This is a genomic window from Stenotrophomonas capsici (assembly GCF_034961085.1).
GTDB classification, from domain to species: Bacteria; Pseudomonadota; Gammaproteobacteria; order Xanthomonadales; family Xanthomonadaceae; genus Stenotrophomonas; species Stenotrophomonas capsici.
Genome location: NZ_JAYFUH010000061.1, coordinates 122,431 through 137,158, shown reverse-complemented (window position 1 = coordinate 137,158; position 14,728 = coordinate 122,431). Strand labels below are relative to the sequence as shown.

General features: G+C 68.2%; 12 protein-coding genes and 1 pseudogene. 3 read left to right on the top strand and 10 right to left on the bottom strand.

Annotated elements, in window-relative coordinates:
- Positions 1 to 18: 18 nt before the first annotated feature.
- Genes VA603_RS02490 through VA603_RS02480 form a run of 3 tightly spaced genes read left to right on the top strand, consistent with a single transcriptional unit; the run spans position 19 to position 3,587 of the window.
- A complete protein-coding gene (locus VA603_RS02490; RefSeq protein ID WP_425603643.1) occupies positions 19 to 1,221 on the top strand; it encodes a lipoprotein N-acyltransferase Lnb domain-containing protein in 1,203 nt (400 codons plus the stop codon).
- Positions 1,222 to 1,227: 6 nt separating this feature from the next.
- A complete protein-coding gene (locus VA603_RS02485) occupies positions 1,228 to 2,247 on the top strand; it encodes a magnesium and cobalt transport protein CorA (RefSeq protein WP_132864483.1) in 1,020 nt (339 codons plus the stop codon).
- Between the two features lie 47 nt (positions 2,248 to 2,294).
- Complete coding sequence (locus tag VA603_RS02480) at positions 2,295 to 3,587, top strand: M24 family metallopeptidase (RefSeq protein WP_323437836.1); 1,293 nt, start codon at positions 2,295 to 2,297, stop codon at positions 3,585 to 3,587.
- Between the two features lie 79 nt (positions 3,588 to 3,666).
- On the opposite strand, the gene VA603_RS02475 is transcribed toward VA603_RS02480, so the two are convergent.
- From VA603_RS02475 to sstT, 10 genes and pseudogenes are all read right to left on the bottom strand, one after another.
- The gene (locus VA603_RS02475) at positions 3,667 to 4,512 is read right to left on the bottom strand and encodes an ABC transporter permease subunit (protein ID WP_132864485.1); all 846 of its coding nucleotides are present in this window, start codon (positions 4,510 to 4,512) and stop codon (positions 3,667 to 3,669) included.
- Positions 4,509 to 5,435 (bottom strand): ABC transporter permease subunit, encoded by a 927-nt coding sequence (locus VA603_RS02470; protein ID WP_192286296.1) that lies wholly within the window; start codon positions 5,433 to 5,435, stop codon positions 4,509 to 4,511. The genes VA603_RS02475 and VA603_RS02470 overlap by 4 nt, the downstream gene beginning before the upstream one ends.
- Entirely contained in the window at positions 5,432 to 6,574 is a 1,143-nt protein-coding gene (locus VA603_RS02465; protein ID WP_132864487.1) for an ABC transporter ATP-binding protein, read from the bottom strand. Before VA603_RS02465 ends, VA603_RS02470 begins: the two co-directional genes overlap by 4 nt.
- 194 nt (positions 6,575 to 6,768) lie before the next feature.
- Complete coding sequence (locus tag VA603_RS02460) at positions 6,769 to 8,301, bottom strand: efflux transporter outer membrane subunit (protein ID WP_323437835.1); 1,533 nt, start codon at positions 8,299 to 8,301, stop codon at positions 6,769 to 6,771.
- Positions 8,301 to 9,848: an MDR family MFS transporter gene (locus VA603_RS02455; protein ID WP_192286299.1), complete on the bottom strand. Its 1,548-nt coding sequence runs from the start codon at positions 9,846 to 9,848 to the stop codon at positions 8,301 to 8,303. The genes VA603_RS02460 and VA603_RS02455 overlap by 1 nt, the downstream gene beginning before the upstream one ends.
- Positions 9,845 to 10,933 (bottom strand): annotated as a pseudogene (locus tag VA603_RS02450) (HlyD family secretion protein); the annotation flags it as partial. The pseudogene VA603_RS02450 and the gene VA603_RS02455, both read right to left, overlap by 4 nt.
- A 287-nt stretch (positions 10,934 to 11,220) precedes the next feature.
- Positions 11,221 to 12,345, bottom strand: coding sequence for a polyamine ABC transporter substrate-binding protein (locus VA603_RS02445; protein ID WP_323437834.1), 1,125 nt, complete (start codon positions 12,343 to 12,345; stop codon positions 11,221 to 11,223).
- Positions 12,346 to 12,461: 116 nt separating this feature from the next.
- On the bottom strand, positions 12,462 to 12,764 hold the full coding sequence (locus tag VA603_RS02440; protein WP_323437833.1) for an AzlD domain-containing protein: 303 nt from the start codon (positions 12,762 to 12,764) through the stop codon (positions 12,462 to 12,464).
- Positions 12,761 to 13,477, bottom strand: a complete 717-nt coding sequence (locus tag VA603_RS02435) for an AzlC family ABC transporter permease (RefSeq protein WP_313255569.1) — start codon at positions 13,475 to 13,477, stop codon at positions 12,761 to 12,763. Before VA603_RS02435 ends, VA603_RS02440 begins: the two co-directional genes overlap by 4 nt.
- A gap of 11 nt (positions 13,478 to 13,488) precedes the next feature.
- Positions 13,489 to 14,697 (bottom strand): serine/threonine transporter SstT, encoded by a 1,209-nt coding sequence (gene sstT, locus VA603_RS02430; protein WP_132864494.1) that lies wholly within the window; start codon positions 14,695 to 14,697, stop codon positions 13,489 to 13,491.
- Positions 14,698 to 14,728 lie beyond the last annotated feature (31 nt).

Here is a 14,728-nt window from a genome sequence, read left to right as displayed (position 1 = left end):
TTCCGGTTGCCGCGGCGGTTGTCGACCGCATCCGCGTTGCTGTTCCTGCTGCTGTTCGCCGGCGCTGCCGGCGCACAGACCAGCCCCCCCGCAGCGGAGCCGCCGGTGCCCCGCATCGGCGTGGTGACCATGCAACCGGGCGAGATCTTCTTCGAGCGCTTCGGCCACGATGCACTGGTGGTGGCCGACCCGGTCACCGGCCAGGCCACCTCGTACAACTTCGGCTACTTCGACCCGGGCGAGGCGGACTTCGTCGGTAACTTCGTGCGCGGTCACATGATGTATTACCTGGTGGCCCTGCCGCTGGAAGAAGACCTGTCGCAGTACCAGCAGGTCGGTCGCGGCGCCAGCATCCAGTGGCTGGACCTGCCAGCGGACCAGGCCCGCGCGCTGGCGGCCGGCCTGGTCGAGCGCGCCAGGCCCGAGAACGCGCGCTACCGCTACGACTACTACACCGCCAACTGCGCCACGATGGTCCGCGACACCCTGGACCAGGCCATGAACGGCGGCTTGAAATCACAGCTGGCCGGGCGTTCGCGCGGCAACACCTACCGCAGCGAGTCGGTGCGGCTGGCCTCGCCGGCGCCGTGGATGTGGCTGGGCTTCGACCTAGGCCTGGGCCCGAGCGCGGACGTGCCGCTGTCGCGCTGGGAGGAAGCGTTCGTACCGATGCGCCTGGCCGACAGCCTGCGCGAGGCCCGCAACAGCGAAGGCCGCCCGCTGGTGCTGGAGGAACACGCGCTGTTTCCGCAGCGCCTGGCCGCCGAACCCAAGGAGCAGGTCCGCCGCTGGTGGCCGTGGCTGCTGGCCGGGCTGGCAGTGGCGGCACTGCTCCTGGCCGCGCGTCGACGCCCGCGCCTGGTGGCCGGCTTCGCGCTGCCGTTCTGGCTGTTCTGCGCGGTCGCCGGCGGATTGCTGACCTACCTGTGGGGCTTCAGCGAGCACCACGCCGCGTGGGCCAACCGCAACCTGTTCCTGCTCAACCCGCTGGCGCTGGCGCTGCTTCCCGGCGCCTGGATGCTGCTGCGCGGGCGTGGCCCGGGGCGCGGGTTCACCCTGCTGCTGTGGCTGGTGGCCGGCATCGCCGCGCTCGCCCTGCCGGTGCACTGGCTGTCGCTGCAGGCGCAGTACAACGTGCAGTGGATCGTTTTGCTGCTGCCGGTGCACCTGGCGTTGGCATGGGTGCTGCGTCCACAACGCTTGGCGGCCCCGGCGCGCTGAGGCACGATGGCCGGCATGGAACCGGTCATCACATCTCCGGCACCGGCCAATCCGGCCTGTGTCATCAACTGCACCTGGTATGGCGAAGATGGCGCGTTGCGCGCCATCGACCTGGACAGCATCAGCGACGTCCTTCAGGAAGACAGCAAGGGCTTCGTCTGGGTGGGCCTGTACGAGCCCAGCGATGCCGTGCTGGACAAGGTGCAGGAGGAGTTCAACCTGCACCCGCTGGCCATCGAGGACACCCGCAAGGCGCACCAGCGGCCCAAGATCGAAACCTATGGCAACTCGCTGTTCGTGGTGGTCCACACCGCGCAGGTGGTGGACGAGCGCATCCGCTACGGCGAGACCCATGCTTTCCTCGGGCCGCGCTTCCTGCTGACCGTGCGCCATGGCGCCTCGCTGTCGTATGCACCGGTGCGGGCGCGGCTGGAGCGCGAACGCGGGCTGCTGTCGATGGGCCCGTCCTTCTGCCTGTACGCGGTGCTGGATGCGGTGGTGGACAACTACCTGCCGATCACCGACAGCTTCCGCGACACCCTGGACACGCTGGAGAAGGACATCTTCGCCGAGACCTACAAGCGGCGCACGGTGATCCGCCTGTACGAGCTCAAGCGCGAACTCAACAAAATGCGGCTGGCGGTAGCACCGCTGCAGGACGCGCTGGCGCAGCTCCAGCGCAACCAGGCGCAACTGATCAACGAGGAAGTGCGGCTGTACCTGCGCGATGTGCAGGACCATGCCGCACGCGTCAACGACGCCATCGATACCCTGCGCGAGATGCTGGGCACGGCGTTGAGCGTGAACCTGTCGCTGGTCACGCTGGCACAGGGCGAGACCGTCAAGCAGCTGGGTGCCTGGGCGGCCCTGCTGGCCGCGCCCACGCTGGTCACCAGCTGGTACGGCATGAACTTCACCCACATGCCCGAGCTCGCCGGCCGCTTCGCCTATCCGCTGCTGATGATCGGCGTGGGCGCGGTGTGCGTGGTGCTGTATCGCCTGTTCAAGCGCTCCGGCTGGCTTTGACGCCGCCGGTCGCGCGCTTCCTGCATCCGGACTTCGAGGGGAACTCCATGGCAAACCCATCCGCCTTCAACGGCACGCGCCGTCATTTCCTGCGCAACTCACTGGCCGTCGGCGCGGCGGCGTTGCCGCTGTCGCAGATGGCGCAGGCCGCGCCTGCGGCCGGTGACGGCGACCTGCCGGCGTCGATCCGCGCCCTGAAGCCGGTCGCCGCGCAGGTGGTGCCGATCGGCAATGACGAGCGCATGGCGCGCGTGGCGCGCGCCCAGCAACTTATGGGGCAGCACGGCATCGACGTGCTGTTCATCGGTGCCGGCAGCTCGCTGACCTACTTCACCGGCATGCACTGGTGGAACAGCGAACGGCTGACCGGCGTGCTGCTGCCGCGCTCGGGCGAGCTGGTCTACGTCACGCCCGAGTTCGAGCGCGGCCGCACGCTGGAGCAGATCAAGCTCGGCAACGACGTGCGCGGCTGGCAGGAAGACGAAGACCCGTATGCACTGGTCGCCAGGGTGGTCCGCGACATGGGCCACGCCACCGGCGTCATCGGCATGGAGGAGACGGTGCCGTTCTTCCGCGCCAAGGGCATCATGGACGCGCTGCCGCAGGCGCGGGTGGTCGACGCCTGGCCGGTCAGCGCCGGCTGCCGCCGGATCAAGAGCCCGGCCGAACTGGCACTGATGAAGCTGGCCAACGCCAACACGCTGGCCGTGTACGAGGCGGTGTGGAAGGCCCTGCAGCCCGGCATGACCGAGCAGGACATCAGCGGCCTGGTGGCGATGGCCTATGCCCGCACCGGGTTGAGGGGCGATGCCGACGTGAACATCGGCAAGTACACCGCCTCGCCGCACGGCTCGGACAAGCCGCAGCACCTGGTCGAAGGCACGCCCATCATCTTCGACGGCGGCTGCCGTGCCGATGGCTACACCAGCGACATGACCCGCACCGTGGTGCTGGGCCAGCCCAGCGACGAGATCCGCCGCATCTTCGACATCGTGCTGCAGGCGCAGACCGCCGCGCTGAAGGTGGCGCGCCCGGGGGTGACCATGTCGGCGGTGGACGGCGCCGCGCGCAAGGTGATCAGCGATGCCGGCTATGGGCCGGACTTCCGCTATTTCAGCCATCGCCTTGGCCATGGCATCGGCCTGGACATGCATGAGTGGGATTACCTGGTACGCGGCAACCAGCACGTGCTGGAGCCGGGCATGACTTTCAGCGACGAACCCGGCATCTACCTCCCCGACCAGTTCGGTGTGCGCCTGGAGGACATCCTGTACGTCACCGAGGACGGTGCCGCCCTGATGACGCCGCAGAGCCCGTCGATCGATCAACCGTTCGGCTGAGCGCGCGGAGCCCAGCTCCGCCGGGGACGCACCGACAAACCTGCGCCGGGCGTGGCCCGGCGTTGCCGCTGCCTGGCGATCAACCGTTTTCCTGCAGCGCCAGCTGCCGGTCGCGCTGGCGCCGCTTCTCGGCGCGGGCGGAGATCCACCAGCCGATGAAGGCCACCGTCGACACCGCCAGCACCATCACCGTGGCCAGTGCGTTGATCTTCGGGCTCACGCCCATGCGCACCGAGGAGAACACCTTCATCGGCAAGGTGGTCGAACTCGGGCCGGCCATGAAGCTGGCGATCACCACGTCATCCAGCGACAGCGTGAAGGCCAACAGCCAGCCGGACAGCAAGGCCGGGGCGATGATCGGCAAGGTGATCAGGAAGAACACCTTCACTCGGTTCGCGCCCAGGTCCATCGCCGCTTCTTCCAGCGAGCGGTCCATCTCCTGCAGGCGCGAGGAGACCACCACCGTCACGAACGACAGGGTGAAGGTGACATGCGCGATCCAGATCGCCACCTGGCCCTTCGACGGCAGGCCGAACAGCCCGCCCATCGACACCAGCATCAGCAGGATCGACAGGCCGATGATCACCTCCGGCATCACCAGCGGCGCGGTGACCAGCGCCCCGAACACCGTCTTGGTCGGGAAGCGCTTGAAGCGGGTCATCGCCATCGCCGCCATCGTGCCGACCACCATGGACGCAGTGGCGGTCCAGAAGGCGATCTTCAGGCTCAACCACGCCGCGTCGAGCAGCTGCCGGTCGTTGAACAGCTGGCTGTAGGCGCTGAAGGAGAAACTCACCCACACCGTCGCCAGGCGCGAGGAATTGAACGAGTAGATGATCACCAGCAGGATCGGCAGGTACAGGAAGCCAAAGCCGAACAGCAGCGCCAGCCAGCCCCACCAGGAATTGCGCCGCGCCATGCTCATGCCAGCTTCCCTTCCAGCTCACGCTGCTGGGAACGGTTGAAGATCAGGATCGGGATCAGCAGCAGCACCAGCATCACCACCGCCACCGCCGAGGCCAGCGGCCAGTCGCGGTTGGTGAAGAACTCGCTCCACAACACGCGGCCAATCATCAGCGTGCCCGGGCCACCGAGCATTTCCGGGATCACGAACTCGCCCACCGCCGGGATCATCACCAGCATGAAGCCGGCGACGATGCCGTTGCGCGACAGCGGCAGGGTGATCTTCAGGAAGGCCTGCCATGGCTTGGCGCCCAGGTCGTAGGCGGCCTCCAGCAGGCGGTGGTCGAGCTTGACCAGGTTGGTGTACAGCGGCAGCACCATGAACGGCAGGTAGCAGTAGACGATGCCGATGTAGGCGGCCAGCGGCGTATTGAGGATCTGCAACGGGGTGTCGATCAGCCCGGCCGCCATCAGCCAGCGGTTGAGGATGCCGTTGCTGTCGAGGATGCCGATCCAGGCATAGACGCGGATCAGGAACGAGGTCCACGACGGCAACACCACCAGCATCATCGCGATATTGCGCGCCGACGGCGACATCCGCGAGATCACGTAGGCCATCGGGTAACCGATCAGCAGCGTCAGCACGGTGGAGATCAGCGCGATCTTGATCGAGCTCAGGTAGGCCAGCACGTACTGGCTGTCGGTGAACAGCGCCGTGTAGTTGCCCAGGTTGAGGTTGACGTTGAACGCGTTGTCCACGTACTCGACGATCGCCGTGTAGGGCGGCATCGCCACGGCCATCTTCGAGAAGGAGATCTTCAGCACGATCAGGAACGGGATCGCGAAGAACAGCAACAGCCACAGGTACGGCACGCCGATCACGCTGGCGCGCACGCCAGGCACCCAGCGCCGCCAACCGGCCGCGTTCTTGTCCGTCTGGCTCATGAGGTCAGCACCACGCCGTCGTTGTCGTCCCAGGACACCCAGACTTCATCGTTCCAGGTGATGCCGTCGCTGTCCCAGCGCTTCATGTTGGCGAAGTTGGAGAGGATCTTGGCGCCGCTGGGCAGGCGCACGTGGTAGACCGAGTGGCTGCCGAAATAGGCGATGTCCTCGACCACCCCGAACGCCTTGTTGGTCTCGCCCTCGGGTTCGTCCTTGGCGATGTGCACCTTCTCCGGGCGCAGCGCGAAGGCGACCGGCTGGCCTTCATAACCGGTGATGCCATGGCCGACGTAGATCGGCGCCGGGAAATCGGCCGTGCGCACGGTGACGTACTCGGGCAGGTCCTCGTCGATGACGCCTTCGAACAGGTTCACCGAGCCGATGAAGCTGGCCACGAAGCGGTTGGCCGGCTGCTCGTAGATGTCGTCGGGCTTGCCGATCTGCTGGATCCAGCCCTGGTCCATCACCGCGATGCGGGTGGCCATGGTCATCGCTTCTTCCTGGTCATGGGTGACCATCACGCAGGTCACGCCCAGCTGCTCGATGATGTTGACCAGCTCCAGCTGCATCTTCGAGCGCAGTTTCTTGTCCAGCGCGCCCATCGGCTCGTCCAGCAGCAGCAGCTTGGGCCCCTTGGCCAGCGAACGGGCCAGCGCCACGCGCTGCTGCTGGCCGCCGGAGAGCTGGTGCGGCTTGCGCTTGCCGAGCTTTTCCAGCTGAACGAGTTCCAGCATTTCGCCGACACGGCGGGTGATCGCGTCCTTGGCCATGCCGTCCTGCTTCAGGCCGAAGGCGATGTTCTGCTCCACCGTCATGTGCGGGAACAGCGCATAGGACTGGAACATCATGTTGATCGGCCGCTCGTACGGCGGCAGCGCGGTGATCGGCTGGCCGTCGAGCAGGATGCTGCCCTTGGTCGGGGTCTCGAAGCCGGCCAGGCAGCGCAACAAGGTCGACTTGCCACTGCCCGACCCCCCCAGCAACGCGAAGATCTCGCCCTTGCGCACGTCCAGGTTGACGTCATCGACGGCGACGAAGCCATCGAATTCCTTGCGCAGGTCGCGTATGGACAGGTAGCCGGGCTCGCGGTTCAGGGCGATGGCATCGTTCCTGATGTCGGGCTTGGCATCAACGGGCATGTAGGGCTCCGGGAGCGGGCAGGTGGAAAACGCGCGTAGTGTAGCCCCCGGGTTTTGCAGGCGACACCGCCAGGTGTGGCGATTGGCGCCGGGCGGCCCTTGCCGGTCGCCACCCGGGGCCGGGCGAGCGCTCCGCGCGCCGGAAGGGCGTTGCAACGGGGCCTTGCGCGGGCATTGCGCTTCAAAAGCCGCCCTCAGCTGCGCGGCTCGGGGGCCTGCTCCCATCCCAGGCCCAGGCTCTTCTGCAGCGCCACGTAGCGCACCAGCAGCTGCAACTGGGCCTGGGCCAGACCGTCCTGCGCGCTCAACTGCTGGCGCTGCACGTCGAGCAGGTCGATCTGCGAGGAGGCGCCGGCCTGGCGGCGCTGGGCCATCAACGCCGCCGAGCGGGTGGCCGAGGCCTCGGCGTTGCGGGCCTTGAGCAGTTGCTCGCGGGCCGCGCCGAAGCGGGTCAAGGCACTGTTGGCATCCTGCAGGGCCGCCAGCACCGTGCCCTCGTAGGCGGCCAGGCGGGCCTGGTGACCGGCACGGGCCTGTGCCACGCGGGCCTTGTTCACGCCGAAATCGAACACCGACCAGCGCAGGAACGGCATCACCACGCTCGCGGCCGAGTCACTGTTGAAATCCGACAGCGATGACGCCCCCATGCCGATCGTGCCCAGCAGGTTCACCTGCGGGAAGTACGCCGACAGGGCCTGGCCGATCTGCGCCGAAGATGCCGCCAGCTCGCCTTCGGCCTTGCGGATGTCCGGCCGGCGCCGGATCAGCGCCGCCGCATCGTCCACCTTCACCTCCGCCGGCAACGACGGCATCGGCCGATCCTCGGCCAGCGTGGCGTCCAGCGCGCCCGGCTCACGGCCGGTCATCAATGCCAACTGGTCGCGCGCTTCGGTGGCCTGCGCACGCAGTGGCGCCAGCTGGGCCTGCTGCTGCTCCAGCTGCACGCTGGCACGCTCCACGTGCAGGTCCGAATCCACGCCGCGCGCGCGGCGCTGCCGGGTCAGGGCCAGTGCGTCGGCCGCCGCCGTGGCGTTGTGCTCGGCCAGCGCGATGCGCTGGCGGCTGCCGCGGTAGCCCAGGTAGACCTGGGCCACTTCCGCGGCCAGCTGCACCTGCGCATCGGCCAGCGCCGCGGCGTCGGCATCGGCCCTGGCCGCCGCTTCCTGCGCGGCACGGCGCTTGCGGCCGAACAGGTCCAGCTCCCAGCTCGCATCGACGCCGGCGATGTACAGGCTGGTATCCAGGTCGATCCTCGAGAACTCATCGCGCAGCTGCGCCGCCTCCTGGGGACGGCCATTGCTCTCGGCCACGCGCGCGGCGGATTCACCAACCTGGCGCACGTCGTCCACCAGCACGTCGGGCGGGTTGATGCGGGTGTAGCCGGCCACCGCGCCGACGCTGGGCAGCTGTTCGGCCCGGCGCTGCCGCTGCAGGCCACGCGAGGCCAGCAGCCTGGCCTGCGCGGCACGCAGGTTCGGACTGTTGCGCAGGGCATCGTCGATCAACTGGTCCAGCACCGGGTCGTCGAGCTGCCGCCACCATTGGCTGGGGGGCGTGGCCGGCATCACCCCGGCATCGGCAGCGCGCGGCAGGGCCGGCTGGGCGACGGCGCCTTGGGCGACCTCGGGGCGCACATGGTCGGGGCCGAGCATGCAGCCGGCCAGCGTCAGCGGCAGGGCCAGGCCGAGGGAGATCGGCAACAGGGAACGGGAGACGTGTCGTGCCATCAGTGCATCGCCAGAGGAACGCCCTTGGGCAGGGGCTTGAGCAGGAACACCAGCGGCAGCGTCGCCACCACGATGATGCCGAAGATCCAGAACAGGTCGTTGTAGGCCATCACCAGCGCCTGCTGCTGCACCTGTTGTACCAGCAGCGCGGCGGCCTGCGTCGCATCGCCCGTCTGTCCGCCCAGGGCCTGCAGGTAGTCCTGCGCCAGCGGCGAGTTGGCCGTGGTGGCGCTGCCGATGGCATCGATATGGAAACTGACGCGCCGCTCCTGGAAGGTGGAGATGATGGCCAGGCCGATCGAGCCACCCAGGTTGCGCGCCGCGTTGAACAAGCCCGAGGCATCGGAGGCCAGCGCGCGCGGCACCGAGGTGATCGCGGCCTGATTCAGCGCCATCATCGCCAGCGCCAGCCCACAGCCCTGCAGCAGCTGGCCGATGACGAAATGCATGCCCACGCTGTCCGGGGTCAAGCCGAGGTTGATGAAGCATGCCGCAGCGAAGCACAGCATGCCGCCCATCACCATCACCCGCACATCGATGGTCTCCAGCATCTTCGGCATGAATGGCATCAGCAGCACCGTCGGCACGCCGCCCAGCAACAGCACATAGCCGGCCTGCTCGGTGTTGTAGCCGGCGATCACCGCCAGGAACTGCGGGATCATGTACATCACCCCGAACAGGATCATGCCGACCGCGCCGACCATCACGAACACCGCGCCGAAGCTGCGCTGGAACAGGATCCGCAGTCGGATCACCGGCTCGTCGCTGAGGAACTGCGACAACGCCAGCAGCGCGAAGCCCACCAGCGAGACCAGGCTCAGGATCAGGATGAACTCCGATTCGAACCAGCGCTCGCGCTGGCCGTCCTCCAGCACCACGGTCAACGCGCCCAGGCCGGCGGTCATGCCGAGGATGCCCAGCCAGTCCGCGCGCAGCAGGCCACCCCAGTTCGACGTCTCGTGCGGCAGGCCGAGCAGCAGCAGCGCGATCAGTCCGGCGCAGATCGGCACGTTGATGAAGAAGGCGTAATGCCAGCTGACGTTCTCGGTCAGCCAGCCGCCCAGCAACGGGCCGATGATCGGCCCCAGGATCACGGTCATGCCGAACAGCGCCGTGCCCAGCGTCTGCTGTGCCGGTGGCAACCGCGTGGCCACGATGGTCAAGGCGGTGGGAATCAGCGCACCGCCGGTGAAGCCCTGGCCGATGCGGCCGAGGATCATCATGTCCAGCGTGCTCGACAGGCCGCACATCACCGAGAACGCGGTGAACAGCGAGGCGCAGATCAGCAGGAAGGTGCGCAGGCCCAGCGTGCGCACGAACCAGCCGGTCAGCGGGATCATCACGATCTCCGAGACCAGGAACGAGGTCGAGATCCACGTGCCCTCGGTGCCACTGGCGCCGACCTCGCCCTGGATGGTCGGCAGCGCCGCGTTGACGATGGAGATGTCCAGCGTCGCCATGAACGAGCCGATGGTGCCGGCGGCCACCGCCAGCCAGGCGCTGGCATCGGCCTTCTGTGGCACCGCGCTGGCGGCAGCGGTGCTCATCGCGCGGCGGCGTCCCCGGACGGCGTGTTGGCGCTGTCCTCACGCGTGTCCACGGTGACCTCCACCGACATGCCGGGCACCAGGATCGTGCGTGTCCGTGCATCGGCCTCGATCCGGATCCGCACCGGGATGCGCTGCACCACCTTGGTGAAGTTGCCGGTGGCGTTCTGCGGCGGCAGCAGCGCGAACTGCGAGCCGGTGCCCGGCGAGATGCTCTCCACGGTGCCGTGCAGCGTCGTGCCCGGCAGCGCGTCCACCTCGATCCGCGCCGGCTGGCCCGGTCGCATCCGCCCCAACTGGGTTTCCTTGAAGTTGGCCGACAGGTACAGCGACTGCAGCGGCACCACCGTCATCAACCGCGTGCCGGCACCGACGAACTGGCCCACCTGCGCGGTCTTGTTGCCGATCCGCCCGTCGATGCGCGCGCTCAGCACGGTGTCCTCGAAGGCCACCTCGGCCTGCGCGGCATCGGCCTGGGCCTGCTTCAGCCCCGCGCGCGCCTGGGCCAATTGCGCCTGGCCGGCCTGCAGCTGGCTTTCGGCCCCGCTGATCTGCGCGCGCGCCGCATCGTACTGGGCCTGCGCCCGTTCCAGGTCGTGCTTGACGCTCTCCAGGTGCTCATGGGTGTCGGCGCCGGACGCCGCCAACGGGCCGAAGCGCGCCACCTCGGCGCGTGCGAAGCGCAGCGTGGCCTCGGCGGCGCGCAGCTGGGTGCGTGCCTGCAGCAGTTGCGACTGGTTGCCTTCCACCCCGGCGCTGGCGGCGGCGATGTCGGCCTCGCGCACGGCGATCACGGCTTCGGCCTGGTCCAGCGTGGCGCGGTAGGTGCGCGGGTCGATCTTCACCAGCGGCGCGCCGGCCTTCACCCACTGGTTGTCCTGCACCAGCACTTCGGTGACGTAGCCGTTGATGCGCGGCGCGACCGCCACCGCATCGGCCTGCAGGTAGGCGTTGTTGGTCTGCTGCAGGTACCTGCCGGTGGTCAGGTAGTACGCCAGCCAAGCGAGCGATGCGACCAGCACCAGCAGGCCGATGCCGGTCAACGTCCAGCGTACCTTGGGGTTCTTCAAGGGCGAGGGTTTGTCCTGCGCCTGCGGTGCGTCGTTCGAGGACGCGGAGGGGGCTTGGGGCTCTTCGCTCATGGTCTCGTCGCGGCTGTCATCCGATAGGCCGGATCGCATTCAGGCGATCACGTACGTGACAGTACGGGAGCGCTGCGGGACGTCAAGTGAAATCCTGCGAAAAACCCATGAAAAAAAGCCTCCCCGGCAGCGCCGGGGAGGCTTTGGTCCAGATCCGGGGCATCGGCATGGATGCCTTCAGCGCGTCCCCGCCGGCGATGCCGGGGACGGCCGCGCTGCCTCCGGATGCATCAACGGCCGGTTTTGATCTCGGTCCACAGACGGGTGTACAGCTTGTCCGTGTCCGGCGTGTTGATCGCATAGGTGAACATCTTGGCCGCCACGTCTTCCGGCGGGTAGATGGTCTTGTCGTCACGGATGGCCGGATCCACCAGCGGCGTGGCCGACTTCACCGGGTTGGCGTAGTGGGTCACGTTGGTGTTGTTGGCGGCCACCTGCGGCTCGAGCAGGTAGTTGATGAAGGCGTAGGCGTTTTCCGGGTGCTGGGCGTCCTTCGGGATGGCCAGCATGTCGAACCACTGCGGGGCGCCTTCCTTCGGGATCGAGTAGGCCACTTCCACGCCGTTCTTGGCTTCCTCGGCGCGGTCGCGGGCCTGGATGATGTCACCGGACCAGCCCACCACCAGGCAGGTGCTGCCATTGGCCAGCGCACCGACCAGCTGCGAGGAATGGAAGTTCTGCACGTACGGGCGGATCGACTTGAGCAGGTCGGCGGCCTTCTGGATCACCGCCGGGTCGGCGCTGTGCGGGTCTTCGCCCAGGTAATGCAGCGCGATCGGGATAAGGTCGGCCGGCGTGTCCAGCAGCGTCACGCCGCAGTCCTTCATCTTGGAGATGTTCTCCGGCTTGAAGATCAGGTCCCAGCTGTTGGCCACGTCGGTGCTGCCGCCGAAGCGTTCCTTGAGCTTGGCCACGTTGTAGCCGATGCCGGTGGTGCCCATCATGTACGGCACGCCGAACTTGTTCTCCGGGTCCTGGCCGGCGATGCGCTGCATCACCGACGGGTCGAGGTTGGCCAGGTTCGGGATCTTGCTCTTGTCCAGCGGCAGGAACACGCCGGCCTGGATCTGGCGACCGAAGAAGTTCAGCGTCGGCACCACGATGTCGTAACCGCTGTTGCCGGTCAGCAACTTGGTCTCGACCATCTCATCGCTGTCGAACACGTCGTAGGTGACCTTCACGCCGGTCGCCTTCTCGAAGTTCGGGATGGTGTCCTCGGCGATGTAGTCGGAGTAGTTGTAGACGTTGAGGACCTTGGCCTCGCCGCCTTCCGGCGTCTTGGCGCCCTCTTGCTTGCCACCGCAGGCGGCGAGCAGGGAGATGGCGACACCAACGGTCAGGATGCGCAGATTCATGGATTCTCCAGTGGTGATCCGGGAGCGGGGGGAACCGGCGTGGCCGGCGCGTGGCGCATTGTCCCACTTGCGGACGGCATCGCGCATCTGTCGGGCCGCCAAGGCCCGGGACGGCCTCAGAACAACCGGATCAGCGCGGCGGCGGCCGCGCCCAGCACCACCACCGCCAGGAAAGGCAGCCGCAACGCCAACGCCACCGCGGCCACCAGCAGCGCCCCCAGGCGTGCGTCCAGCGCGATGCCCTGTCCGCTGGAGACGGCGTTCATCGCGGTGAGCGAGGCCAGCAGGCCGATGGTCAAGGTGCCCGCCACGCGATTCATGCGCGGCGATTCCAGCCAGCGCACCGGCACCAGGTAACCGGCGAACTTGGTCGCCCAGGCCACCCCGCCCCCCAGCAGCAACCATCCCCACAGGCTCATCGTGGCGCCTCCCCGCCGGACGGCGGTGCCACGTCCGGCTCCAGCCCCTCCTCCGCCGGCCCTCGGCCGAACCAGCCCCAGATGGCCGCGACCGCCGCGGCCAGCAGGATCGGCACGCCGGGCGGCAGCCACGGCAGCGCCAACACCGTCACCAGCGCGCATGCCACCGCGATGGCGACCGGCTCACGCGAGCGCAGCCGCGGCCACAGCAGGCCCAGGAACGCCGCCACCGCGGCGCCATCCAGGCCCCAGCGGCGCGGGTCGCCCATGGCATCGCCGAGCAGGGCGCCCACCAACGTGAACAGGTTCCACAGCAGGTAGACGCCAAGGCCGGCCACCCAGAACCCGCGCCGTTGCTCGGCCGGGTCCTGCTGGCTGGCCGCGGTCGCGGCCGATTCGTCGATGGTCAGCTGTGCGGCCAGCGGCCGCCACCACCGGCGTGGCCGCAGCAGGCGGTTGATCTGCGCGCCATACACGGCATTGCGGACACCGAGCAGGCTCGATGCACCGAACGCCGCTGCCCCCGTGCCACCCGCCCCGACCACGCCGATGAAGGCGAACTGCGAGCCGCCGGTGAACATCAGCAGGCTCAGCAACGCGGTCTGCAGCACGCTGAACCCCGAGGCCACTGCCAGCGCCCCGAAGGAGATGCCATACAGGCCGGTGGCCAGCGCGATCGACAGGCCAATGCGCACTGCGGGCGTGAAACGCACCGGCCGCGTCCTCAGCCGCGCGCCCGCGCGTGTTCGGCGGCGGCCACGAACACCACGTCGGTGGACGAGTTGAGCGCGGTTTCGGCCGAGTCCTGCACCACGCCGACCACGAAGCCCACGCCCACGACCTGCATCGCCACGTCATTGGGGATGTTGAACAGGCTGCATGCCAGCGGGATCAGCAGCAGCGAGCCACCCGGCACGCCCGATGCACCGCAGGCACCGATGGCGGCGATCACGCACAGCAGCAGCGCGGTCGGCAGATCCACCGGGATCCCCTGCGTATGCACCGCCGCCAGCGTCAGCACCGAGATCGTGATCGCCGCGCCGGCCATGTTGATGGTCGCGCCCAGCGGAATGGCCACCGAATAAGTCTCCTCATGCAGGCCCAGCTTGCGGCACAACTCCATGTTGACCGGGATGTTGGCCGCCGAGGAACGGGTGAAGAACGCCGTGACGCCGCTTTCGCGCAGGCAGCGCAGCACCAGCGGATACGGATTGCGGCGCATCACCACCGCCGCGATCAGCGGGTTGCCGACGAAGGCCATGAACAGCATCGCGCCGACCAGCACGCACAGCAGGTGGATGTACTCCTTCAGCGCGTCCAGGCCGGACTCGGCCAGGACCGAAGCCACGATGCCGAACACGCCCAGCGGCGCCAGCCGGATGACCATGCGCACCAGCCAGGTGATCGCCGCGGACAGGTCGCTGACCACGCCGCGGGTGGCGGGACTGGCATGACGCAGCGCCAGGCCCAGGCCGACCGCCCACGCCAGCAGCCCGATGTAATTGGCGTGCAACAGGGCATTGACCGGGTTGTCGACGACCTGCATCAGCAAGGTATGCAGCACCTCGCCGATGCCGCTCGGCGCGCTGCCGCCGGCCGCGGCGACATCCTTGAGCGTCAGCTGGCTGGGGAACAGGAAGCTGGCCCCCACGCCCACCAGCGCGGCCACCAGGGTGCCGACGACGTAGAGCATCAGGATCGCACGCAGGTGGGTCTTCTGGCCGTGCTGGTGGTTGGCGATGGAAGCGGCGACCAGCACCAGCACCAGCACCGGCGCCACCGCCTTCAGCGCGGAGATGAACACCGTGCCGAGCAGGCCCACCGCCTTGCCCGCTTCCGGCCAGGCCAGCGCCAGCGCGATGCCCAGCAGCAGGCCGATGAAGATCTGCAGCACCAGGCTGGGCGCGCGGGACGGGGAAGCAGGTGCGGTCATTGCAGGACTCAACGGCGAGGTAAACGCCGAT

What these genes read in the sequence shown, in the direction of transcription:
- VA603_RS02485 (WP_132864483.1), top strand. Translation starts at nt 1,228, where the DNA reads ATGGCCGGCATGGAACCGGTCATCACATCTCCGGCACCGGCCAATCCG.
- VA603_RS02480 (WP_323437836.1), top strand. Translation starts at nt 2,295, where the DNA reads ATGGCAAACCCATCCGCCTTCAACGGCACGCGCCGTCATTTCCTGCGC.
- VA603_RS02475 (WP_132864485.1), bottom strand. Translation starts at nt 4,512, where the DNA reads ATGAGCATGGCGCGGCGCAATTCCTGGTGGGGCTGGCTGGCGCTGCTG.
- VA603_RS02470 (WP_192286296.1), bottom strand. Translation starts at nt 5,435, where the DNA reads ATGAGCCAGACGGACAAGAACGCGGCCGGTTGGCGGCGCTGGGTGCCT.
- VA603_RS02465 (WP_132864487.1), bottom strand. Translation starts at nt 6,574, where the DNA reads ATGCCCGTTGATGCCAAGCCCGACATCAGGAACGATGCCATCGCCCTG.
- VA603_RS02460 (WP_323437835.1), bottom strand. Translation starts at nt 8,301, where the DNA reads ATGGCACGACACGTCTCCCGTTCCCTGTTGCCGATCTCCCTCGGCCTG.
- VA603_RS02455 (WP_192286299.1), bottom strand. Translation starts at nt 9,848, where the DNA reads ATGAGCACCGCTGCCGCCAGCGCGGTGCCACAGAAGGCCGATGCCAGC.
- VA603_RS02445 (WP_323437834.1), bottom strand. Translation starts at nt 12,345, where the DNA reads ATGAATCTGCGCATCCTGACCGTTGGTGTCGCCATCTCCCTGCTCGCC.
- VA603_RS02440 (WP_323437833.1), bottom strand. Translation starts at nt 12,764, where the DNA reads ATGAGCCTGTGGGGATGGTTGCTGCTGGGGGGCGGGGTGGCCTGGGCG.
- sstT (WP_132864494.1), bottom strand. Translation starts at nt 14,697, where the DNA reads ATGACCGCACCTGCTTCCCCGTCCCGCGCGCCCAGCCTGGTGCTGCAG.